Raw genomic sequence first — 22202 nt, forward strand, 5'->3', positions numbered from 1 at the left:
AGCTCATGACTATTGAATTTAAACCCCTATCCTTTAGCTTAGGTGCTGAGGTTCTAGGTCTAAAAATTAAAGATAGTCCTTCCAAAGAGCAAATCGAGTTGGTGCGCGCAGGATTCCTAAAATACGGAATCTTATTATTTCGCGATCAACATATTAGTCGCGAACAGCATATTGGCTTTAGCAAGCTCTTTGGTGAACTAGACCAACATGAATCTCTGCCTCGGGATCGTCATCCAGATTACTCCGAATTGTTAATGGTAACTAATGAGCCCAAGCCAAATGGTATGCCATCGGATTCTAAATATACTGGTCAGGTGTGGCATTCAGATATGTCTTTTACCCTAGCGCCAGCCATGGGCTCAATTCTGCGAAGCATCAAAGTCCCTTCAGTTGGTGGCGACACGATGTTTTCGAATATGACGCTAGCTTACGAGAAGCTATCAAAGGGAATGCAAAATTTAATCAGTGATTTACATGGCGTCCATACGAGCGCCAGGAAAATTATCGATTTAAGCCAAGATAGAATTGATGAGACTAAAAAGTTAATTCCACCCGTAGCACAACCCATTGTGCGCATTCATCCTGAAACTGGAAAAAAAGCGCTTTATATCGGAGAAAAGGTAAAGTCATTTGTTGGTATGACAGAAGACGAAAGTAAGCCTTTAATAGATTACTTATGCAGGCATGCCAGCAAACCGCAATTTGTGTACCGCCACCAATGGCAAGCGAATGAATTATTGTTTTGGGATAACCGCTGCACGATGCACCTTGCTTTAGGTGATTACGACGAGTCTGAGATACGCCACCTAGAAAGAACCACTATTTTGGGGACGCCCTCTGGCTATGTCCTTCAGTAGTGATAGATGGAGTTTATAAATTGCATGATTTTTCAATTACGCGTTTTTTCATACCAGTCTTCATTGGCTTCCTCTCGATAACTGCAAAAGCGGAGTACCCCGAGAAACCCATTCGATTAATTATTCCGTTTGTAGCTGGTGGCACCACTGACCAAATTGCTCGAGCAGTTGGAACGCATTTATCTCAGGCGTGGGGGCAACCAGTAGTGATGGACAACAAGCCTGGTGCAAATGGCGTCATTGCATCAGAAATTGTCGCTGGCGCACCTAATGATGGCTACACTCTGATGTTAGTTGCTATGGGGCACGCTGTAAACCCGTTAATTTACAAAAAATTACCATACGATACTGATCGCGACTTTACGCCAGTGACCTCACTAGCGAAATTTAACCAATTGATTTTAGTAAACCCTAAGTTGCCATTAAAGAATGTTAAAGATCTGATTGCCCTATCTAAAACAAGACCTATAACCTATGGATCGGGTGGCAACGGTTCATCACAACATCTTGCAGGCGCATTATTTTTTAGCATGGCTCATATGCAAGGCACTCATGTCCCTTATAAAGGAGGCTCTCAGGCTATGTTAGATACCATTGCAGGCAATATCGACATGATGGTAGCCCAACCCAGCTCACCGACTTATGTATCTTCTGGTCAGCTTAAAGCGCTTGCAATAGCAACCAAAAATCGCAGTCCAGATTATCCCAATACACCGACCGTCAAAGAATCTGGTGGACCAAGTTTTGAATCCTACTCTTGGTATGGCTTGATAGCACCCAAAAATCTTCCCCCGGAAATTCTAAACAAGCTAAATGCTGAAACCTTAGTAGTGTTAAATTCTGATAACTTCAAACATCTCGTATCGTCACTTGGTGGAGAGACTGCTGGCACCAACCCAACGGAGTTTGCCAAGTTCATTAAAGAAGAGCGAAAGCGATATGCAGTTGCATTCAAACATACAGAAATTAGTATCGATCAATAAACTAATATTTTCTATATTAGCCTTCCTAGTGCTAATCAACCTACCCTCAAAGATAGCATCGAACTTACCTGTCCTTTAATCAAGCTCTTGTTGAAAAAAGTGATGCAAAACAAAAAACCACCCGCAGGTGGTTTTTGGCAATGCTTTTGGTAATAGGCATGTTGCACCCATATACCTTTGAAATACTCAATAACTTGGCGGAGACGAGAGGATTCGAACCTCCGATCAGAGTTTTAGCCCCGATGCTCCCTTAGCAGGGGAGTGCCTTCGACCAGCTCGGCCACGTCTCCGTATTGATGCATTTACAACGTCCCACAGTTTAACGGATTACCGCTTGAGGGTGGGATTACTGCCTTTTTTGGCTATTTACTGAAAAATCTTTACTTCTGGTCAAGCTCAAATGCCTTATGCAAAGCTCGCACAGCGAGCTCCATATACTTCTCATCAATCACAACCGATATCTTGATCTCACTGGTAGAGATCATCAAAATATTGATACCCTCTTCCGAGAGGGTGCGGAACATCTTGCTAGCAATACCTACATGGGAGCGCATGCCAACGCCTACGACAGAAACTTTAGAAACCTTTGCATCGCCAGTAATTTCTTTGGCCTCGATATGCGCTTGGACGCTATTCTTGAGTAAATCCAAGGCTTTTTGGTAATCGGCACGAGGTACAGTAAATGTAAAGTCCGTCTTACCTTCGTATGACTGATTCTGGATGATCATATCAACATCGATATTAGCATCAGCAATTGGGCCTAAGATTTGATAAGCAATGCCTGGACGATCCGGAACTCCAAGAACGGTAATTTTCGCTTCGTCACGCGCAAAGGCGATGCCGGAAATAACGGCGGCTTCCATAGTGCTGTCCTCTTCAAATGTAATCAAGGTGCCCGACTTCATCTCAACATCGAGGGGCATCAAAGGATCTGTCAGGGAAGACAGAACCCGGGTTTTAACTTTGTACTTACCGGCAAACTCAACAGAACGAATCTGTAATACTTTTGAACCTAGGCTAGCCATTTCAAGCATTTCTTCAAAAGTAATTTTGTCCAAACGCCGTGCATCCTCGCAAACGCGTGGATCAGTTGTGTAGACACCATCAACATCGGTATAAATTAAACACTCATCAGCCTTTAATGCAGCAGCCATTGCAACGGCAGAGGTATCAGAGCCACCCCGCCCCAGAGTCGTAATATTACCCTCAGGATCTACACCCTGAAAACCTGTCACTACTACTGCACGACCGGCGTCAAGATCGGCCAGAATTTTTTTGTCATCAATCGACTTAATGCGCGCTTTAGTAAATGATGAGTCGGTATGTACGGTGACTTGCCAACCCGCATAACTAACTGCATCAACACCTTCACGCAATAAAGCGAGCGCCAATAGACCAGAGCTAACTTGCTCGCCAGTAGAGGCGATTTGGTCAAGCTCGCGGGGATTTGCTTCTGGGTTGATATCTCTAGCCAAACCGAGTAAGCGATTGGTTTCGCCAGACATAGCAGAGGGAACCACTACCACCTGGTGTCCAGCACGCATCCATTTAGCAACGCGCTTAGCAACGTTTTGAATGCGCTCAACAGATCCCATTGAGGTGCCGCCGTACTTATGAACAATAAGAGCCATAAAAACTGTCTATTTAACTATCTGTAGCAGGGAAATGAATCCCTAGGGTCTAAAAAGGACTTATTTTACAGGGTTTTGAACCCACTCAGGCAGCACTCGCTTGCCAGATGCCTGCAGATGAGGATAACTAAGCCCTAGACCAGCTACTGCTATCAGCTCTCCATCGATATATAACAATGGCGCCTGACGCAACCAGGGCGCCACAGCGCCCTCCTGAAAGAGGTTCTTGAGGGTTTTACGTGGTGTTCCAGGTTTTAATTGAAACTTCTCCGAACCCTGGCGAGCCCTAAACTCAACGCCACCCCGCTTTTGACTATCCGCAAGCCACTCAACCGCAATGCCAGGGGCTTTACTTCTCGCCGGTATCGGTCTAAATACCCAACTGCCACCCTCTTCCGGATTAACCACTTGAGGGGTGACTCGCAATTGGCCACGCCAAAGTCGAATAGTCGATTCATCATGCTGCCACTCTAGGCGTGAATCTGCCTTAACCCTACTCAAATCACTCCACCAAGACTGAAGACGCTCCCGCGAAGGCATTGCAAGGTCATTTAGCTTTAGCCAATAGCGCATGAGGTTGTTCGCAGCAGGTAAATCCTGCTTAGCTAAATTCAGAAGGAATTTTAAATTTAATCCGCTCTCTTGAAGAATCGCCTCACCATCTTGCCTTGCGAGCCTGTCCAGAAGAGTTTGTGTATCCGCCATTAACTGGGCGCTACGGGCAAGATTGGCAATCGCATCAGGTTGAATTTTTTCTAATCCCGGAATGATGTGTTTACGAAGTGCATTGCGTCGATAGCGAATATCTTGGTTGCTAGGATCCTCAATCCACTTAAGCCGATGTTGCTTTGCATAGGTCTGTAGGTCTGCCCTGCTTTGATCTAGTAATGGGCGCCGGAGATGAATCTTAGCAACCTGATCCTCCGTTACCGCGAGCTCCTTATTCGCACCCATACCGGATAGGCCAGCAACGCCTGCACCACGCAGAAGCTGCAACAACACTGTCTCAGCCTGATCATTTTGATGATGCGCCAATAATAGGTCGTTAATGCCATGCTCGACACAAAGATCAGTTAAAGCCTCATAGCGTCCCGCTCTTGCCCGAGCCTCAACATTACCGGCAACTTTCGAGTCAGCTAAGTGCAATAGTCGAAAGTCAAAATGGATTTTGTATTTGCTTGCCAGCTTCTCACAAAATAGAAGCCATTGGTCGGCACCCTTTTGCAATCCATGGTGGATGTGAAAGGCCCAGATCTCGACCGGGACCTCACTTAATGTTTTGGTATTTGACTTATTTTTTTGCTGCGCTTGGCAGACAATATCAAGCAATACAACCGAATCTAAGCCACCACTTAAGGCGACCGCAATTCGTTTGCTTGGCTTAGGACTTGCTTTCGATTTCCTTGAACTTACCATAGCTCATCAAACGCTCATGACGACGCTCTAAAAGCGCATCTACTTTCATGCCCTGGAAAGTTTTTAAAGATTCAGCCAATGCTTTGCGCATATTGAACATCATGGTGTCGTAATCGCGATGTGCCCCACCGGTTGGTTCCGGAACAATTTTATCAATCAGACCCAGGGTCTTTAGTCGTTGCGCCGTTAGGCCCAGCTGTTCTGCTGCTTCAGGAGCTTTTTCTGCAGTCTTCCACAAAATAGAAGCGCAGCCTTCGGGCGAAATGACTGAGTAAGTGGAATTTTGCAGCATCAACACGACATCACCCATTGCGATAGCCAATGCCCCTCCGGAACCACCCTCGCCAATAATCGTAGCAATGATGGGAACTTCTAGCTCAGCTTGCACATAGAGATTACGGCCAATCGCCTCTGACTGGTTACGCTCTTCAGCGTCGATTCCTGGGAATGCACCCGGTGTATCAACAAAGGTGAAAACTGGTAGGCCAAATTTTTCCGCCAGACGCATGAGACGCATCGCTTTACGATAACCCTCAGGACGGCTCATGCCAAAGTTTCTTAAGGCACGCTCTTTGGTGTCGCGACCTTTTTGATGACCTATCACCATGCAAGGCTCATCATTAAAGCGAGCTAGGCCAGCAACAATCGACTGATCATCTGCAAAATTTCGATCCCCATGAAGTTCATGAAAATCTGTGAATAAGGCATTGACATAATCAAGGGTGTAGGGCCTTTGAGGATGACGCGCTACTTGCGATACCTGCCACGGAGTTAAATTGGCATAAACATCTTTAGTGAGCTGTAGACTTTTTTCAGAGAGCGTTTTAATTTCATCAGAGATATCTACCGATGATTCATCTTGTACAAATTGGAGCTCTTCAATCTTCGACTCTAATTCGGCGATTGACTGCTCAAAATCCAGGAAAGTCGTTTTCATAGTTTGATTTTAATATTCTACTGGGATGGGGTCGATACTTCTCCACATATACCAGGTTGCAACCGTGCGCCATGGGGCCCAATTAGCAGCTACTTCGCGGGCTTCGTGACGGCTTACAGGCTCGCCACTGAAGTAATTGAGGGAAATAGCCTTAATCAGGCCTACATCGTCCAAAGGCAAAATATCGGGCCTAACCATGTTAAAAATCAGGAACATTTCAGCTGTCCAGCGGCCAATACCCCGAATTGCGGTTAATTCCTTGATAACACTTTCATCGTCCATACCTTTCCACTGACGAGCATGCAAACGGCCGGAATCAAAGTGCTCCGCTAAATCGCGGATATATTCAACCTTGCGACCGGACAATCCAGCGGCACGTAAGTCCTCTACGGTCAATGCTAAGATATTTTTAGGGCTCACCTTCTTTTTTGCAACAAGTAGAACTTTATTCCAAACCGATTGCGCTGCAGCTACTGAAATCTGCTGCCCAACGATAGCTCTTGCAAGCGTAACAAATGCATCACCCCGAGTAACCAAAAAACCAGAGCCATATTTCGGAATAATTTTCTTGAGGATGCGATCATGCTTCATCAACTCAGTACATGCTTTATTCCAATACTCCGGAGCAATCTCGGCGGAGATAGTTTCTGCAGCAGGGAGGGCTTCTTTTGAATCTGCCATCAAGCTCTACGCCACTCAGTAATGCCGCCTGGTTTATCTTCAAGAACAATACCCTGCTCTAGCAAATTTTTACGAATCTCATCTGCTTTTGCAAAATCTTTTGCTTGCTTGGCAACTACGCGTGCAGCAATATGCGCTTCGATCGCTTCAGGATTTAATTCTTGCTCGCCATCTCTTGAGCCTGCCTGCAAAAATTGGGTTGGATCACGCTGTAAAAAATTCATTGTCTGTGCAAGCGACTTCAAAGTATTGGCAAGCAGTGACTTCTCATCACCTTGGGCACGGTTGAGTTCACTAGCCAAATCAAACAGTGCAGCGACTGCTTCGGGCGTATTGAAGTCATCATTCATAGCTACTGTGAAGCGTTTAACCCATGGGGACGCAGGATCTAGGGCAGCATCACTGATCACGGGCACTTGAGCAAGGGCGGTATATAAGCGCACCAAACCTGCGCGAGCTTCCTCTAGCTGAGCATCGCTGTAGTTAATGGGGCTTCGATAGTGGGCCTTAAGCATAAAGAAACGCACTACTTCAGGATCAAAACTTTTTAAGACATCGCGAATTAAAAAGAAATTGCCCAAGGACTTAGACATCTTTTCTTCGTTTACACGAATGTGACCGTTATGCATCCAATAATTAACAAAAGGTGCGTCTTCAATTTTACGATCTTGGCCATATAAGGCACCCTCGCTTTGCGCAATCTCATTCTCATGATGCGGGAATTGCAAATCTGCACCGCCACCATGTATATCGAAATGCTCGCCAAGTAAATCACAGGACATAGCTGAACACTCAATATGCCAACCAGGCCTTCCTTCACCCCAAGGCGATTGCCAGCGGGTATCGGCAGGCTCATCAGGCTTAGCACTCTTCCAGAGTACAAAATCTAAAGGATCTCGCTTGCCGCTACCAACAGCTACACGCTCTCCAGCATTTAATTCATCGAGACTTTTGCCAGAGAGTTGGCCATAAAGCGGAAAGAGACGAACCGCAAAATTTACATCTCCACCATCAGCTTGATAGGCTAATTGATTCTCAATCAAACGGCCAATCATTCCTTGCATTTGAACAATATAGTCGGTAGCGCGAGGCTCCTGATCGGGATGCATTAACCCCAATTGATCAGAATCTGAATGCATTGCCGCAATAAAGCGATTAGTTAATGCAGTAATCGATTCGCCATTCTCAACAGCTCGCTTAATAATTTTGTCGTCTATATCAGTAATATTGCGAACGTAAACAACCTCATAGCCACTTGCACGAAGCCAGCGCACCACCATATCAAAAACGATCATGACACGTGCATGGCCAATATGACAAAAGTCGTAAACCGTCATGCCGCAGACATACATCTTCACCCGCCCCGGCACGATGGGTTTAAATACTTGTTTTGAGCGGCTTAGGGTGTTATAGATTTGCAGCATATCGCTATAAAGGTGGGGAAAGTTGCGCCAATTTGTTAGACTGAGCGCTGAGTATATCGAATGAGTCAGTTTTACACCCCCTCCCCTATGTCAGCTACCTCTTCAGCACATCGCCCAATCCTTTTGAGAATGTTAGTCTCTTTGTCGTCCGTGCTTGCCCTATTGGGTTGTAGTACGCCCGGCCAGCAGCAAGCAAATGCCGAAATAAAAGCCTTAAATGCCCAGAACAGCGAAGCTCCTGGAGCTGCAACTCAGCCATATTTGGGCGCCTACGGCCCCAATGACCCCCCTAGACTCTCTCCAAACTCTGGGTATGACTCCCAGGCTCCCCAACTGTCCGAGGAAGTGGCGCTACCGTTCCTTTCATTCTTAATTATTGAACCAGATCCAATCGTTAAAAATGCAGTGCCTTCCGACGTGGAAAAGCTCCTCAAGACAGGAAAATACCCCGAGGCGATTGATCTGGTTAACAAACACATTAAAAAATCGCCCCGCAATGTACAACTCCGATTTCTGAAAGCCCGCCTTCAAATTGAGCAGCGCCAGTTTGACCAGGCCAAAAAAACCTTACTAGAAATTACGCAGCAGTTTCCAGAGCTACCAGAACCCTATAACAACCTCGCCGCCCTAGCGGCCAATCAGGATCAATGGATCCAAGCTCGGGATTACTTGGAGCTTGCGCTAAAATTGCGCCCAAGCTATGCCATTGCCTCAGCCAATCTTGGTGAAGTCTATATCCGCCTGAGCGCAAAAGCTTATGAAGATGCGGCAGACGCACAACCAAACCAGCGCCAATACAGCAACCGCGCGAAGGCTTTACGTGAGTTGCTCAAGCCTACACCTAGAGGGTCTCAAGTAGCACCCGCTAGCAAGCCCATTCCAACCACCAACTGATCAGAAAGCAGACCAAACAATGGCGAAAGTACTTCTCAAAACAAATAAGGGCGATATCACCCTCACCCTGGACTCTGCAAAGGCACCTAAAACAGTTGCCAACTTTTTGGAGTACGTAAAAAAGGGGCACTATGACGGCACCATCTTTCACCGTGTTATCGATAATTTCATGATTCAGGGCGGCGGCATGACGGCCGGCTTAAAAGAAAAATCTTCTGGCGCTCAAATTGAAAATGAGGCTGATAATGGCCTAAAAAATGACCGCGGAACGCTTGCTATGGCTCGCACGAGTGACCCACACTCTGCTACAGCTCAATTCTTTATTAATGTAGGCGATAACGATTTTTTAAATCACACCGCTAAAAATGCACAGGGCTGGGGTTATGCTGTATTCGGCAAAGTAAGCGATGGTATGGATGTAGTAGATCTTATTCGCAAGGTCAAGACTGGTAATGCTGGCTATCACCAGGACGTTCCAACTGAAGATGTGGTGATTGAGAAGGCTAGCGTTCTCGAGGAATGATTCCGCAGCATACGAGCGCTCTGCTCATCTCCGATTTACACCTTACGCCGTCAATGCCCTTGACGGCACAACGCTTCTTCGACTTTTGCGAGAAAGATGGACCTCAAGTCGAAGCGGTTTTTATCTTGGGTGATTTGTTTGAATATTGGATTGGAGATGATGCCGCGCTCGACTCACCTTTCCAGCAGGAAGTAAAAAGAGCGATCGCAAGCCTATCTACCAAAACTAAAACCTATTACGTTCATGGTAATCGTGATTTTCTCATTGGTCATGACTTCCTAAAGAAGACGGGCATGACCTTGCTGACTGATCCATCAAAAATTAATATAGCTGGGAATGATTACACCATCAGCCATGGCGACTCACTCTGCACTGCCGATGTTGGTTATCAAATATTTCGTAATTGGGTTCGTAAACCTTGGGTACAAAAACTCTTTTTACGAATGCCACTACATTGGAGAAGATCAATTGCCAAAAATCTCCGCAGCAATAGTTCAGCACAATACCAAAGCTATGCCGGCAATGCTCCTCAAGATCGAGCCAGAAAGACCAATGTGACTCTAAGTGCTTGCGCTGCTCTACTCAGAGACCTGCCAAGCGAAAAATTGATTCACGGGCATACGCACTTACCGGCCCATCATCATGAGCAGTTCAATGAGCAAACTTGGCAACGATGGGTTTTATCGGATTGGGATTTAGATCATCCCGAAAGTAGCCTACCAAAGGCAAGCTCTCTCAGAATTGATGCTAGCGGCGTCCATTACGACGACCTTGTAAAACCTCAATAGCTAAGGCTTATTTTTTAGCAGTTCGAATACTTTGCAAGACATTGCACCATCTGCGCAAAAATACGTGGATTGGCTGACATTACTTCGCCACTTTGCAGATAACCTTCCTCGCCACGATAGTTACCAATAAGGCCACCAGCCTCTGTAATTAACAATGCACCGGCAGCCATATCCCAAGGCTTAAGATCACTTTCAAAGAATCCATCGTAGCGACCTGCGGCCACATAGGCAAGATCTAATGATGCAGCACCTGGACGTCGTAGACCAGCACATTGACGTGACATATCAGAAAATATTTTTAAATACTTCTCAAGATCTTGGTCTTCGCGATATGGGAAACCTGTTCCTAACAAACAATTTGCCAAGCGATCTTGGGTCGCAACGCGCAGACGCCGACGATCTAAATAAGCGCCAGCACCACGCGTAGCCGTAAAGAGTTCATCGCGGGTTGGGTCATAAACCACAGCTTGTTGAGTTACGCCATTAACTGCCAATGCAATCGAAACTGCATACTGAGGAAATCCGTGTATGAAATTAGTAGTGCCATCAAGCGGATCAATAATCCAAACATATTCAGCATCAGCATTGCGCTCACCAGTTTCCTCAGCCAAAAAGCCATGGGTGGGATAAGCCTCGCTAAGCGTTTCAATGATGGCAGCTTCTGCCTGTTTGTCCACCTCAGTCACAAAATCATTGTGCTGCTTGCGATCAACCTGTAGGCGCTCCAAATTCAGAGAGGCTCGATTAATCACGGTTCCTGCTCGACGAGCGGCCTTAATGGCCACATTTAACATGGGATGCATAGTATTGATGGACAAATTAAATAAGAACAAGCTCGCAATATTGAAAAACTACGGGACAATAACGAGCTAACGGCTTGATTCTAAACGATAGCCCTCTTTTTGACCAAAACCCTCTATATTTGAACTTAATCATGAACTTCGCAGAAGCCGACTTAATTCGCTGGGTGCTTGTTGAAACAAGCCATCCTGGTAATGTAGGCTCAGCTGCTAGAGCACTCAAAACCATGGGGTTTGCTCACTTACGACTGATAAAGCCGAAGATAAAGGACATTGCCCAGGAGTCCGAGGCCATTGCCTTGGCTAGTGGTGCAAGCGATATTTTGGAATCTAGCCAAGAGTTGCCATCTTTAGAATCCGCCCTCGAAGGTTGCTCGTTAGTTTTGGGCCTTACTAGCCGGGATCGAGAGTTTGGTCCCCCGCCAATCGACTGGAAGTCTGGCAGAGGCCTGATTCAAGAAGCAGTAGCAAATCATCAAAAAGTGGCCCTTGTCTTTGGGACAGAAAGAACGGGTCTAGAAAATGAGCACTTAGCCTTATGCACCCACCGAGTATGGCTCGATGCAAACCCCGCCTACCCCTCCCTAAACCTCGCCCAAGCACTCATGGTTTGTGCCTTTACCCTTAGGGAGACCCTCAATACATCCCCCGCACAGATGCAAGGAGATCAAGCCCTGCCTGACTATGCTGATCCTAGCGCTGTTGCTGCGATGCTAGAGCACTGGAGAGACGGTCTAGAGGCAATTGGCTACCTCAACCCTTCCCATCCGAAGAAGCTCATACCCCGCCTTCAAGCCCTTTTTTCGAGAAGTCGTCTGCATAAAGAAGAGGTTGACTTACTACGGGGCATTGCAAAACAGATGCTTCTGAGAAAATAAGAGCAGCCCGTTAAAATTAATGGATGTTTAATTCGCTATTCGACCATGTCGACTCCATCATAGCCCGTGACCCTGCCGCAAGAAATCGTCTTGAGGTCATCACATGCTACCCCGGTCTGCATGCCGTTTGGCTGCATCGGATCTCCCATTTTTTATGGTCTATTGGTCTTAAATGGATTGCTCGCCTATTGTCGGTATTAACTAGATTTATAACCGGCATTGAAATCCATCCGGGCGCAAAAATTGGTCGCAGAGTGTTTTTGGATCATGGGCTGGGGATTGTGATTGGTGAAACAACTGAGATTGGCGATGACTGCACCATCTATCAAGGCGTCACTCTTGGGGGGACATCCCTCTACAAAGACATTAAGCGTCACCCAACCATCGGAAAAGATGTTGTGGTCAGCGCTGGCGCCAAAGTACTGGGTGGATTTACTGTGGGCGATGGCGCACGGATTGGATCAAATGCCGTGGTACTCAAAGAAATACCGGCCGGCGCTACTGCAGTTGGGATACCTGCAAGAGTCTTGCATCCAGACTTGCCTAAGAGCCCTGAGAGCAGGACCAAAGAATACTTTTCTGCCTACGGAATAACACCTAATGTGGATGATCCAGTATCTATGGCCTTAAAAGGTTTGATTGATGCAAGCCTAGAACAGGGGGTCAAAATTGCGGAGCTTGAGCAAGCTTTAGCGCAACTAAAAAATCCCGCTAGCGCAAGTAGTCTCGCCCCAGAAAGCGGCACTAAGCGCGATCTTGGCGTAATTAAAGAATGGCTTAAAGAGTAGCTCTAGTGGAGGGTGCGAGGATTGGGATTGTTTAGCATGCCACCATCAAGCAAGCTATCGAGATCATCATTCTCCGAGTCGTCTTCATCATTAGGCATTCCAAAAGTAAGACCTTCCGCGCCTTCAGGGTGCCCATTTTCAATTTCATCACTGGTTGCCTCGCGAATATTTTCGACCTGAACCCAAAAACGCAAAGCCATTCCCGCCAAAGGATGATTACCATCCAAAACTACTTGGTGATCCGCAACATCAGTCACGGTGTATATCAAAGAATCTTCATCATCTTCAGTATCGGCGGCTAGATTGGCGCCCTCTACATCCTCTTCCCCTGAAGGCTCAGGAACACCCTCAAATTGCATGCCCACCTCAAGCGGCTCAGGAAAGCGCACACGGGGCTCAATCTTTAAAAGTTCTGGATCGTATTCACCAAATGCCTCATTGGGTTCGAGCTGAATAGTGGTTTCGTATCCAATGTCTTGACCATCTAGCAAGTTCTCAATTTTGGGAAAAGTTCCGTCATAACCACCATGCAGGTATACCATCGGAGAATCGGGCTCTTCGATGACATTATTTTGCGCATCAGTTAACTTATAGCGTAGGGATACGATGGTATTTTTTGCGATCTTCATGCGGAATTCATCAAACATTCGTTTTTAATTGGTTTTTTATACAGCTTTTACTTTATGACTTCATTTTACTTGAGCAACCCTTACGAACCTCCCCGGGCACCAGAAAATCTACCTTTAGATCAACCATGGGCCCTCTTTGGTGGCATTAGCCCTCAAAAGTTCATGAAAACGTATTGGCATAAAAAACCTTTGCTGATTAAGTCAGCCATCCCAGCATTTAGATTGGCGGCTAAATCACAAAAACCGCTTACAAGCCCCATCTCCGCAGACACACTCTTAAAAATAGCCAACAAAGATTCCGCCGAATCTCGCTTGATTCAGGCCAAACCATGGAGTTTTAGCGAGGGGCCATTTAAAAAGAAAAGTTTGCCTGAAATCACAGACCCTCATTGGACTCTTCTAATTCAAGGTATGGAAGCACACCATCCTGCGGCAGCAAAAATATTGTCCTGGTTTCGATTTATTCCAGATGCACGCTTAGACGACCTCATGGTTAGTATTGCGGGCCCGGGCGGCGGCGTCGGCCCCCATTTTGACTCATATGATGTTTTTTTAATCCAAATGGCAGGAAGAAGACATTGGCGGATCTCAGAGCAAAAAGATTTAAGTCTTAACCCAAAATTACCCTTAAAAATCCTCCAAAATTTTAAGGTGGAGAAGGAGTGGGTTCTTGAACCTGGCGACATGCTCTATTTGCCACCCCATATTGCACATGATGGAATCGCACTTGATGCAGGATGTCAAACTTGGTCAGTAGGATTTCGCTCCCCAAGCTACAAAGAATTGATACAGGAGGGCCTCTGGCGCTTGGCGGAGTCGCTAGAAGGCATCCCCGAATTAGAGCGGCACTTTGCAGACCCAATGCAAGAAGCTAGCGCTAAGGCAGAACAATTGCCTGCAGAGTTAATTAAACAAATAGAAGATAAACTAAAAAACCTAAAGTTAGATCAAGCAGTAACATTTTTGCCGGGTATTGCAGCGTATTTAAGCGAGCCTAAGCAGCAAGCTATTTTCAATCCCCCTAAAAACCCCCTTTCAGTCGATGCGTTTTTTGAGCGGCTAAAAAGAGAAGTTTTCCTACCCCACCCCCAAACACGTATTTTGAGCCTAGGCAAGGCAGTATTTTGTAATGGTGAAAACGTTACAGAAAACCAGACAAAAGAGGTCCAAGCGGCTTGGAGCACCCTGTCAGCCAAGAAGAGGCTTCCCAGCCTAAAGGGATCCAGAGGGCCAAGTAATACAGACGATAACAGCCTATATATGGCCTACACGGCAGGCTGGCTGATTTTTTAATCTTCCATTTAAGAGGTGGCTATAATATTTACTGGAAAATACTTAGGGAATTCCCCTTGGTTTTAACCAACAACAATTACCGGTAATTGATGTAACTTTTTAAGAGGAAATTACAAATGAAGAAGTCACTCGTATTCGTTGCAATGTTAGCTATCGCTTTGGCCGCTTGCGGTAAAAAAGAAGAAGCACAACCTGCTGAAGCCGCTCCTGCTGCTGCTGCTCCTGCTGCTGATGCCGCTGCTCCTGCTGCTGCTCCTGCTGCTCCTGCTGCTGACGCTAAGAAGTAATCTTCTTCTTGAAGAGAAAAAGCCGCTGAAAAGCGGCTTTTTTATTACCCATCTTTTTTGGATGCGCTTAACGACTCAATTGCTCCGTCAATAAGGTTAGCAGTTGGAATCCAGCTGGCGTGTTTTCTGGTTTGCCATCAGCATCCTGCACATATACAGTCGAAGTTTCTTCCCCAGCCTTTTGAATAACAACCCGATACTTCTTAGCTTTCAAGCTAGAGTCGTCCTTGCTACTAAACATATTCGCAAAGAAACCTTTGGTATCTCCCGTATCTTTTGGGCTAACGTAGCGAACATAATAAACACCGCTTGAGCGATCTCTATCTTCAACAGTGAAGTTAGAACGATCTAACGCCAATCCAACATCGCGCCATGCACGATCAAAACTGCTACCCAAATCGATGTGCGCTTTATCGACTCCCTCTTGCACCAATTTAGCTCTAGGCGCTTTGGGGCCTAAGGGAACCGCGACCATCGCCTTAGCTTGCTCTTGAGTCATTCCAAGGCGCTCCATTAAGCGAGCTAAAAAGGCAGCCTCAAGCTCAGGATCATTAGGTCGAGGGGTCCAAACTGTTGATATACATGCGCCTGTATTGTCCGTTGTACATTTTTCAACAGCACCACGCTGCGTAATATAAATCTCTGTCTCGCTTGGCTTGATAGCCTCTAAGCGTGTTTTGTATTTATCACGCTCGCCAGTGTCATATATCGTATCCAGAGCACCGCCAATAGTTGAGCGCATCCAGTCCTGTGCAATCTTGGCGCGATTTTCTGCCCAATCGGTTTCCATAATGCCGGTGGATGGTGAATCTACGACCAGGAGAAAACCGTTCTCTTGCCAAAAGTCTTTAATCTGCGGGTAGAGTTCAGGCGCAGGTTTTTCTACAACCAACCAGCGACGCTCACCATCGCGAGCAATGCGCATACCTGGTATTCCAGTCATTACATTGGTACGTAACTGGGCAGACTTTTTGGCAGCTGCGTTGTACTCAGACATAGTGGCTGTGCCGTCTTGGACGATATAGCGACGATCCGCCTGCGCTGTAATTAAATCAGGTGGGTAAGCCAAATTGGGGCCGCGCACTGCGCCAGCACTTTTATAGTCAACTGTATCGTTACTAGTGACTGATTTACAAGCAGCCAAGCCAAAAAGTACCCATATTAAAACTGCAGCAATCGATGCTACTCGACGGAGAATTTGCGCAACAATCATCATAGTAAGCCGGCCTGTTTCAGTGCAATATTTAAGGGTTCACGCAATGGCGCACTTAATGGTGTCAGCGGCAAACGGATGCCTGCAGTAATTTTTCCCATTTGATGCAGGGCCCATTTCACTGGAATTGGATTTGCTTCTGTGAACATTGCTTTATGTACCGCTAGTAGTTGATATTGAATATCGCGAGCTCTCTTCACGTCATCAGACATTGCAGCAACACATAACTCATGCATCAAACGGGGCGCCACATTAGCCGTAACAGAGATATTGCCTTTACCGCCCATCAACATCAACATCGCTGCACTAAGATCATCGCCAGAAAACACTGAAAAGTCGCCATGACCTGCGCGTTTCAGATCAGCAATCAGTAAAGTGCCACGCTCTAAGCTACCGGTTGCATCCTTAATGCCAATAATGCCAGGCACTGCAGCTAAGCGCACTACCGTATCACCAGCTAAATCTGCAACGGTACGACCGGGAACGTTATACAAAATAACTGGTAAGTCTACAGACTCAGCAATTTTTTTGAAATGTTGGTACATGCCTTCTTGGGTAGGCTTGTTGTAGTACGGGACAACTTGTAAGCTGGCATCAGCGCCCACCTTCTTGGCAAACTTAGTTAACTCAATAGCCTCTAAAGTGGAATTACCGCCAGTTCCAGCGATAACCGGAATGCGGCCAGCAATGTGCTCGACTGTTACCCGAATCAACTCACAATGCTCTTGAACAGAAACAGTTGGCGACTCACCGCTGGTGCCTACAATCACGATCCCGTCTGACCCTTCGGCCACATGCCAATCCAGCAAGGATTGCAAGCTGGCAAAGTCCAAGCTGCCATCCTCAAACATCGGCGTCACGATGGCGGGCATGCTGCCAGCAATGGGCTTTTGACTACCTTTTGAATGGGCTGTATTTGTCACCGAATGTATACCGATTTTCTAGCTAAGTTAACCAACAAATTGTAACGGAATGCGCCCTTTTAACGAACCTTTTACGGCGCAAATCCGCTGAATCCTAGCTGGTTTGGGGCGATCTACGTAAATATCCTCGTAAGCCAGTACCTGCAGACCATGGCGATCGGCCAAACTGAGCAATTCCCCTGGGTTTAAGAGGAAATGAGGATTGGATGGCTTACCAAATTCTGCATTGCCATGTGCAAAGGTTTCGTAGATCAAAACCCCGCCCTCTAGCAACATCTCAGGCAAAAGATCGAGATATGGACGGTAGAGGTAATTACTAACCACAATGCCTGAAAATTGACGATTCTGAAGTGGCCATTTCTCCCCCTCTAAATCAAGCAGCGCAATCTCAATGGAATAATCTTCTAGGGGTTCAAGAGCACTGAAGTCTCGGTCAACCGCTAGAACGCAATACCCCAGTTTGGCTAAATAGATGGAATGCCTACCAGAACCGGCAGCCAAATCCAGCACCATTCCATCTTTGGGAATGGCTGGGGCAAAGCGTTTAAGCCATGCGGAAGCATCCGTAAGTCCAGCGTGGAGACTGCTCATGTTAAACAGAAATCAATCGTACGCGAGGCCCATCGCTTCTCGAACCTCTCTCATAGTCTCTTGTGCAACTTTACGCGCTTTATCGCAACCATCGGCAATGATAGATCGCAGCAAGCTTGGATCATCCAAGTACTTTTGCGCGCGTTCAAACATGGGTTGCTGCTCAGCAAGAATGGCATCGATTACTGGCTGTTTACACTCCAGACAACCAATCCCAGCCGATTTACAGCCTTTTTCAACCCATTCTTTGGTTTGCGTATCTGAGTACACAGCATGTAATTGCCATACAGGACAACGAGAAGGATCACCCGCATCAGTGCGACGAACCCTAGCTGGATCGGTTGGCATGGTACGTATAGATTTAATGACTTCTTCTGGTTGCTGACGAATGCTGATCGTATTGCCATAAGACTTGGACATTTTTTGACCATCGATCCCTGGCATACGAGATGCTGACGTCAGTAGTGCCTGAGGCTCTGGAAGGATAATTTTTCGGGCTCCCTCGAGAAAGCCAAATAATCTTTCACGATCTGCCATCGATAAACTTTGCGCCTCTTGCAAAAGTGCTTTTGCCTGCTCGAGCGCTTCGTTGTCTCCGCGCTCCTGAAATGCTACACGCAACTCTGCATACATCTTTGCACGCTTACTGCCCAATTTCTTGACTGCCTCCAAAGCCTTTTCTTCGAAGCCGGGCTCACGTCCATACAAATAATTAAAGCGACGCGCAACCTCACGAGTCATTTCCACATGGGGAACCTGATCCTCACCAACCGGTACATGTTGGGCGCGATAAATCAAAATATCAGCAGCTTGCAGCAATGGGTAACCCAAAAAACCATAAGTCTGCAAATCTTTTTCTTTTAACTTTTCTATCTGATCTTTATAGGTTGGTACTCGCTCTAGCCAGCCTAATGGGGTTCCCATCGCCAGCAATAAAAAGAGTTCGGCATGCTCTGGCACCTTGCTCTGAATAAATAAAGTAGCTTGATTAGGATCTACACCAGCAGCCAGCCAGTCAATAACCATATCCCATACGGACTGCTCAATCACATCAGGGGTCTCATAGTGAGTGGTTAAGGCATGCCAATCGGCTACGAAAAAGAAACATGGGTACTCAGATTGCAAGCGGACCCAGTTTTTCAAAACACCGTGGTAATGACCAAGGTGCAAATTACCCGTAGGTCGCATGCCAGAGAGAACGCGTTCAGCAAACATCTTTTTCTTTATTCTTTATAAGTAGTACGTTAAACAACCATTAATGAAACATCGACCAAACAGGCGTCAGAGAATCAGGTAAATGCGGTAGACACCCTAGATCAATATGACTTTCATCTGGATCATGGAAATCAGATCCGCGTGAAGCCATAAAACCATACTGCTGGGCAATTTTGCCGTAAGTTGCAAATTGATTCGGGCTATGACTCCCAGTGATCACCTCAATCGCCAAGCCACCAATATCTTTAAAATGTTTGTATAGTTCATCCATTTGCATGGCGCTAAGCTTGTATCTACCAGGGTGAGCAATCACCGCAACACCACCGGCCGCTTTAATCCACGCAACCGCATCGTCTAGCGTTGCCCACAAATGGGGTACATAACCAGGCTTGTCTTCAATCAAGTAATTCTTGAAAACTTGCTCGGTATCTCGACAAACACCTTGCTCCACCAAAAACCTTGCAAAGTGTGTTCTTGAAATCAAATCATGATTGCCGGCAAAGTGTAAGGCACCCTCATAGGCGCCAGGTATGCCAACTTTCAGCAATTGCTCAGCCATTAATTTGGCACGATTTGCGCGGCCTTCCCGAGTGCGGCGCAAGCCTTCCACAATACCAACATGGGTTGCATCAATTCCAAGCCCAACGATATGAATGGTTTGCCCCATCCATGTAACGGAAATCTCTACGCCCTCTAAGTATTCCATGCCCAAGACTGCAGCGGCAGCCCGAGCGCGCTGTTGACCCCCCAACTCATCATGATCAGTTAAGGCCCATAAATTCACACCATTCGCATGCGCACGTTCCGCCAGGGCTTCGGGCGTTAAAGTGCCATCAGAAACCACTGAATGACAATGTAAATCAGCATTAAAGTTGGTAGTGCTACTCATAGACCCTATTTTAGGTCAAGCTGGTGTCAATGACACGCCGGGGAGTATCCAAATAGTCTCGTGACTGCATTTCAATCAAACGGGAGACGGTTCTTGAAAATTCACCCGTAATCTGGCCTTCCGTATACAGCTCAGCAGCCGGAACCTCTGCTGAGATGATCAACTTCACTTTATGGTCATACAGAACGTCGATTAACCAAATAAAGCGCCGAGCTTCATTAGTCATTTTAGGCGGCATATGAGGCACTTTAGAGAGAATTACCGTATGAAACTGATTGGCAATTTCGAGGTAGTCATTCTGAGAGCGGGGACCACAACACAGCGTCTGAAAATCAAACCAAACCACACCATCACCCATATGCAGAGGCTTTAATTCTCTGGATTCAATATGAAGAATTGGCTTTGCATCTTCTTTTTGCTGCCCAATGAGAGTATGAAACATCTCCACAAGGGCGGCATCTGTTTGTGCATTTAAAGGCGTCAAATAGGCATTTACCTGCTCCATTTGGATACGTCGGTAATCATTGCCAGCATCCACATTCATGACATCGAGCTGTGATTCCAGCAACTTAATCGCTGGAATAAGTCGATCACGATGCAGTCCATTTGGGTAAAGTTGATCTGGACGATAGTTGGACGTCATCACGAATTGAACGCGATCCTCAAATAGAGCCCTCAGAAGACGATACAAAATCATCGCATCAGCGATGTCATTGATATGAAATTCATCGAAACAAATTAAGCGATAGCGTTTTGCAATTCTCTTTGAAAGTTCATCTAAAGGATCCGCCAAACCAGATAACTCGTGCAATTCACGATGAACTTCCCGCATAAATTCATGAAAGTGAATGCGAATCTTCTTCTCTAGAGGGGATGCAGCAAAGAAACAATCCATCAAAAAGGATTTGCCGCGCCCCACCCCGCCCCATAAATAAATTCCACGAGGTAATTTCGGTTTAAGTAATTTCTTTTTGAGGCCGCTACTACGAATTTCTTTATAAGAAACCCATTCATCCTCGCATTGTTGCAAACGCTCGATAGCGGCAAGCTGCGCGGGATCACTGTGATACCCGCGCGCCTTCAACTCTTGATGGTAATACTCTAAGGCTTTCAATTACATATTTAATGCACGTTGATCCGTTGCCAAGGCGGCCTCACGCGTTACTTCTGACAGACTTGGATGAGGATGGCAGATGCGGGCAATATCTTCGGCAGCCGCTTTAAATTCCATAGCTACAGCAGCTTCAGCAATTAAATCAGAGGCATTTGGGCCAATAATATGAACCCCGAGAATTTCGTCGGTCTTAGCATCCGCCAATACCTTTACAAAACCATCAGCGCGACCCATGCCGAGAGCACGACCATTGGCGGCAAATGGGAACTGCCCTGCTTTATAGGCAATGCCAGCCTCTTTCAACTGTTGCTCCGTCTTACCAACCCAAGCAATTTCTGGGTCGGTATAAATAACCCAAGGAATGCAGTTGTAGTCGATGTGTGGTTTTTGGCCGGCAATCACCTCGGCAACCAAAACGCCTTCATCTTCCGCTTTGTGCGCCAGCATTGGTCCACGCACTACATCACCTACAGCGTAAACCCCAGGAACTGCTGTCTGGCAAGTATGATCGTCAATCGGAATAAAGCCGCGCTCATCTACTTTCAGGCCAATTTTGTCCAGCCCCAACTTATCAGTGTTTGGCACTCGACCAACAGAGACAATTAAGCGATCGCATTCCAATTTAGCAACTTTGCCAGCGCTGTCAGTGTAGTTAACCACAACACCTTTTTTGTCAGCCTTAACTTCGCCGATCTTCACGCCTGTATGGATATTCAAACCTTGCTTAGTCAAAAGCTTCTGGGCTTCCTTCGCAATACCAAGATCGCAAGCACCCAAAAATGAAGGCATCGCCTCCAGAATAGTTACTTCAGAACCAACACGACGCCAAACTGAGCCCAACTCTAAACCAATGACGCCAGCACCAATAACACCGAGTTTTTTTGGTGTTGAATCAAATTTCAGGGCGCCTTCGTTATCGCAAATCAAGACGTTATCTACAGTAATCCCAGGTAAATGGCGCGCCTTAGAGCCGGTAGCAATAATGACGTTTTTAGCGGTTACTGTTTCTTTATCCTTACCATCAATCTTGACTTGATAACCATCCGCACCTTTACCCTCGAAAGAGGCATGCCCCTTAAGCAAGGTTATTTTGTTCTTGCGAAACAAATACTGAATACCACCAGTCATCTTTGTAACGATGTCATCTTTGCGGGCAACCATCTTCTTAGAATCGATACTCACGGCGCCAACCTTAATGCCATGATCAGCCGCATGATGGCTAATTTTTTCGAATTCTTCAGAAGAGGCTAATAAGGCTTTAGAGGGAATGCAACCAACGTTTAAGCAGGTTCCACCCAAGCGTGGCTCACCCTTGGGATCATCGTAGCTTGCAGATTCAGCGCAAGCTACTTTAAAGCCTAGTTGTGCTGCACGGATTGCAGCAATATAGCCGCCGGGGCCGCCGCCGATGACTACCACGTCAAATGATTGACTCATATTGTGTCTCC

General features: G+C 46.4%; 23 protein-coding genes and 1 tRNA gene. 9 read left to right on the plus strand and 15 right to left on the minus strand.

What is annotated here, in order from left to right:
• Positions 1-5: 5 nt before the first annotated feature.
• On the plus strand, positions 6-857 hold the full coding sequence (locus ICN46_RS05405; protein ID WP_216205654.1) for a TauD/TfdA dioxygenase family protein: 852 nt from the start codon (positions 6-8) through the stop codon (positions 855-857).
• Positions 858-877: 20 nt separating this feature from the next.
• A complete protein-coding gene (locus tag ICN46_RS05410) occupies positions 878-1840 on the plus strand; it encodes a tripartite tricarboxylate transporter substrate binding protein (protein WP_216205656.1) in 963 nt (320 codons plus the stop codon).
• Positions 1841-2035: 195 nt separating this feature from the next.
• Here ICN46_RS05410 and ICN46_RS05415 read toward each other — a convergent pair.
• The 6 genes from ICN46_RS05415 to cysS form a co-directional block, all read right to left on the minus strand.
• Positions 2036-2130, minus strand: a tRNA-Ser gene (locus ICN46_RS05415).
• A gap of 90 nt (positions 2131-2220) precedes the next feature.
• The gene (locus ICN46_RS05420; RefSeq protein ID WP_216205659.1) at positions 2221-3471 is read right to left on the minus strand and encodes an aspartate kinase; all 1251 of its coding nucleotides are present in this window, start codon (positions 3469-3471) and stop codon (positions 2221-2223) included.
• Between the two features lie 60 nt (positions 3472-3531).
• Complete coding sequence (gene tilS, locus ICN46_RS05425) at positions 3532-4887, minus strand: tRNA lysidine(34) synthetase TilS (RefSeq protein ID WP_216205662.1); 1356 nt, start codon at positions 4885-4887, stop codon at positions 3532-3534.
• On the minus strand, positions 4853-5824 hold the full coding sequence (locus ICN46_RS05430; protein ID WP_216205665.1) for an acetyl-CoA carboxylase carboxyltransferase subunit alpha: 972 nt from the start codon (positions 5822-5824) through the stop codon (positions 4853-4855). The genes tilS and ICN46_RS05430 overlap by 35 nt, the downstream gene beginning before the upstream one ends.
• Positions 5825-5833: 9 nt before the next feature.
• A complete protein-coding gene (locus tag ICN46_RS05435; protein ID WP_216205668.1) occupies positions 5834-6505 on the minus strand; it encodes a DNA-3-methyladenine glycosylase family protein in 672 nt (223 codons plus the stop codon).
• Complete coding sequence (gene cysS / locus ICN46_RS05440) at positions 6505-7929, minus strand: cysteine--tRNA ligase (protein ID WP_216205671.1); 1425 nt, start codon at positions 7927-7929, stop codon at positions 6505-6507. The genes ICN46_RS05435 and cysS overlap by 1 nt, the downstream gene beginning before the upstream one ends.
• Before the next feature lie 87 nt (positions 7930-8016).
• Here cysS and ICN46_RS05445 point away from each other — a divergent pair, with 87 nt between their 5' ends.
• The 3 genes from ICN46_RS05445 to ICN46_RS05455 are packed head-to-tail and all read left to right on the plus strand — an operon-like array spanning position 8017 to position 10134.
• On the plus strand, positions 8017-8823 hold the full coding sequence (locus ICN46_RS05445) for a tetratricopeptide repeat protein (protein ID WP_255538760.1): 807 nt from the start codon (positions 8017-8019) through the stop codon (positions 8821-8823).
• A gap of 19 nt (positions 8824-8842) precedes the next feature.
• Positions 8843-9346 (plus strand): peptidylprolyl isomerase, encoded by a 504-nt coding sequence (locus ICN46_RS05450; protein ID WP_216205678.1) that lies wholly within the window; start codon positions 8843-8845, stop codon positions 9344-9346.
• Positions 9343-10134, plus strand: coding sequence for a UDP-2,3-diacylglucosamine diphosphatase (locus ICN46_RS05455; RefSeq protein ID WP_216205680.1), 792 nt, complete (start codon positions 9343-9345; stop codon positions 10132-10134). The genes ICN46_RS05450 and ICN46_RS05455 overlap by 4 nt, the downstream gene beginning before the upstream one ends.
• A gap of 14 nt (positions 10135-10148) precedes the next feature.
• On the opposite strand, the gene ICN46_RS05460 is transcribed toward ICN46_RS05455, so the two are convergent.
• Positions 10149-10937, minus strand: a complete 789-nt coding sequence (locus ICN46_RS05460; RefSeq protein ID WP_216205683.1) for an inositol monophosphatase family protein — start codon at positions 10935-10937, stop codon at positions 10149-10151.
• Between the two features lie 131 nt (positions 10938-11068).
• Here ICN46_RS05460 and ICN46_RS05465 point away from each other — a divergent pair, with 131 nt between their 5' ends.
• Together ICN46_RS05465 and cysE are read left to right on the plus strand one after the other, a co-directional pair.
• Entirely contained in the window at positions 11069-11812 is a 744-nt protein-coding gene (locus ICN46_RS05465; RefSeq protein WP_216205688.1) for an RNA methyltransferase, read from the plus strand.
• Positions 11813-11835: 23 nt separating this feature from the next.
• Positions 11836-12600, plus strand: a complete 765-nt coding sequence (gene cysE / locus ICN46_RS05470; RefSeq protein ID WP_216205691.1) for a serine O-acetyltransferase — start codon at positions 11836-11838, stop codon at positions 12598-12600.
• Between the two features lie 2 nt (positions 12601-12602).
• Here the strand turns inward: cysE and ICN46_RS05475 are convergent, their stop codons facing one another.
• Positions 12603-13229: an FKBP-type peptidyl-prolyl cis-trans isomerase gene (locus tag ICN46_RS05475; protein WP_216205694.1), complete on the minus strand. Its 627-nt coding sequence runs from the start codon at positions 13227-13229 to the stop codon at positions 12603-12605.
• A gap of 54 nt (positions 13230-13283) precedes the next feature.
• Between ICN46_RS05475 and ICN46_RS05480 the strand changes: the two genes are divergently transcribed.
• Positions 13284-14522, plus strand: a complete 1239-nt coding sequence (locus tag ICN46_RS05480; protein WP_216205696.1) for a cupin domain-containing protein — start codon at positions 13284-13286, stop codon at positions 14520-14522.
• A 116-nt stretch (positions 14523-14638) separates the two neighbouring features.
• Entirely contained in the window at positions 14639-14809 is a 171-nt protein-coding gene (locus tag ICN46_RS05485) for a hypothetical protein (RefSeq protein WP_216205699.1), read from the plus strand.
• Positions 14810-14876: 67 nt separating this feature from the next.
• Here the strand turns inward: ICN46_RS05485 and bamC are convergent, their stop codons facing one another.
• The 7 genes from bamC to lpdA all read right to left on the minus strand — a co-directional run bounded on the left by bamC (position 14877) and on the right by lpdA (position 22191).
• Entirely contained in the window at positions 14877-16025 is a 1149-nt protein-coding gene (gene bamC, locus ICN46_RS05490) for an NlpB/DapX family lipoprotein (protein ID WP_216205702.1), read from the minus strand.
• Positions 16022-16894 (minus strand): 4-hydroxy-tetrahydrodipicolinate synthase, encoded by an 873-nt coding sequence (gene dapA / locus ICN46_RS05495; RefSeq protein ID WP_216205875.1) that lies wholly within the window; start codon positions 16892-16894, stop codon positions 16022-16024. The genes bamC and dapA overlap by 4 nt, the downstream gene beginning before the upstream one ends.
• 78 nt (positions 16895-16972) lie before the next feature.
• The gene (locus ICN46_RS05500) at positions 16973-17536 is read right to left on the minus strand and encodes a class I SAM-dependent methyltransferase (RefSeq protein WP_216205705.1); all 564 of its coding nucleotides are present in this window, start codon (positions 17534-17536) and stop codon (positions 16973-16975) included.
• A gap of 12 nt (positions 17537-17548) precedes the next feature.
• The gene (locus ICN46_RS05505; protein WP_216205707.1) at positions 17549-18751 is read right to left on the minus strand and encodes a tryptophan--tRNA ligase; all 1203 of its coding nucleotides are present in this window, start codon (positions 18749-18751) and stop codon (positions 17549-17551) included.
• A gap of 40 nt (positions 18752-18791) precedes the next feature.
• Positions 18792-19640, minus strand: a complete 849-nt coding sequence (locus ICN46_RS05510; RefSeq protein ID WP_216205710.1) for a 3',5'-nucleoside bisphosphate phosphatase — start codon at positions 19638-19640, stop codon at positions 18792-18794.
• 10 nt (positions 19641-19650) lie between these two features.
• Positions 19651-20754, minus strand: coding sequence for a cell division protein ZapE (zapE, locus tag ICN46_RS05515; RefSeq protein ID WP_216205713.1), 1104 nt, complete (start codon positions 20752-20754; stop codon positions 19651-19653).
• Positions 20755-22191 carry a dihydrolipoyl dehydrogenase gene (lpdA, locus tag ICN46_RS05520; RefSeq protein ID WP_216205716.1) on the minus strand — a complete coding sequence of 479 codons (1437 nt, stop codon included), beginning with the start codon at positions 22189-22191 and terminating at the stop codon, positions 20755-20757.
• Positions 22192-22202: the final 11 nt, after the last annotated feature.

This window comes from Polynucleobacter sp. Latsch14-2 (assembly GCF_018881925.1).
Taxonomy (GTDB): Bacteria; Pseudomonadota; Gammaproteobacteria; order Burkholderiales; family Burkholderiaceae; genus Polynucleobacter.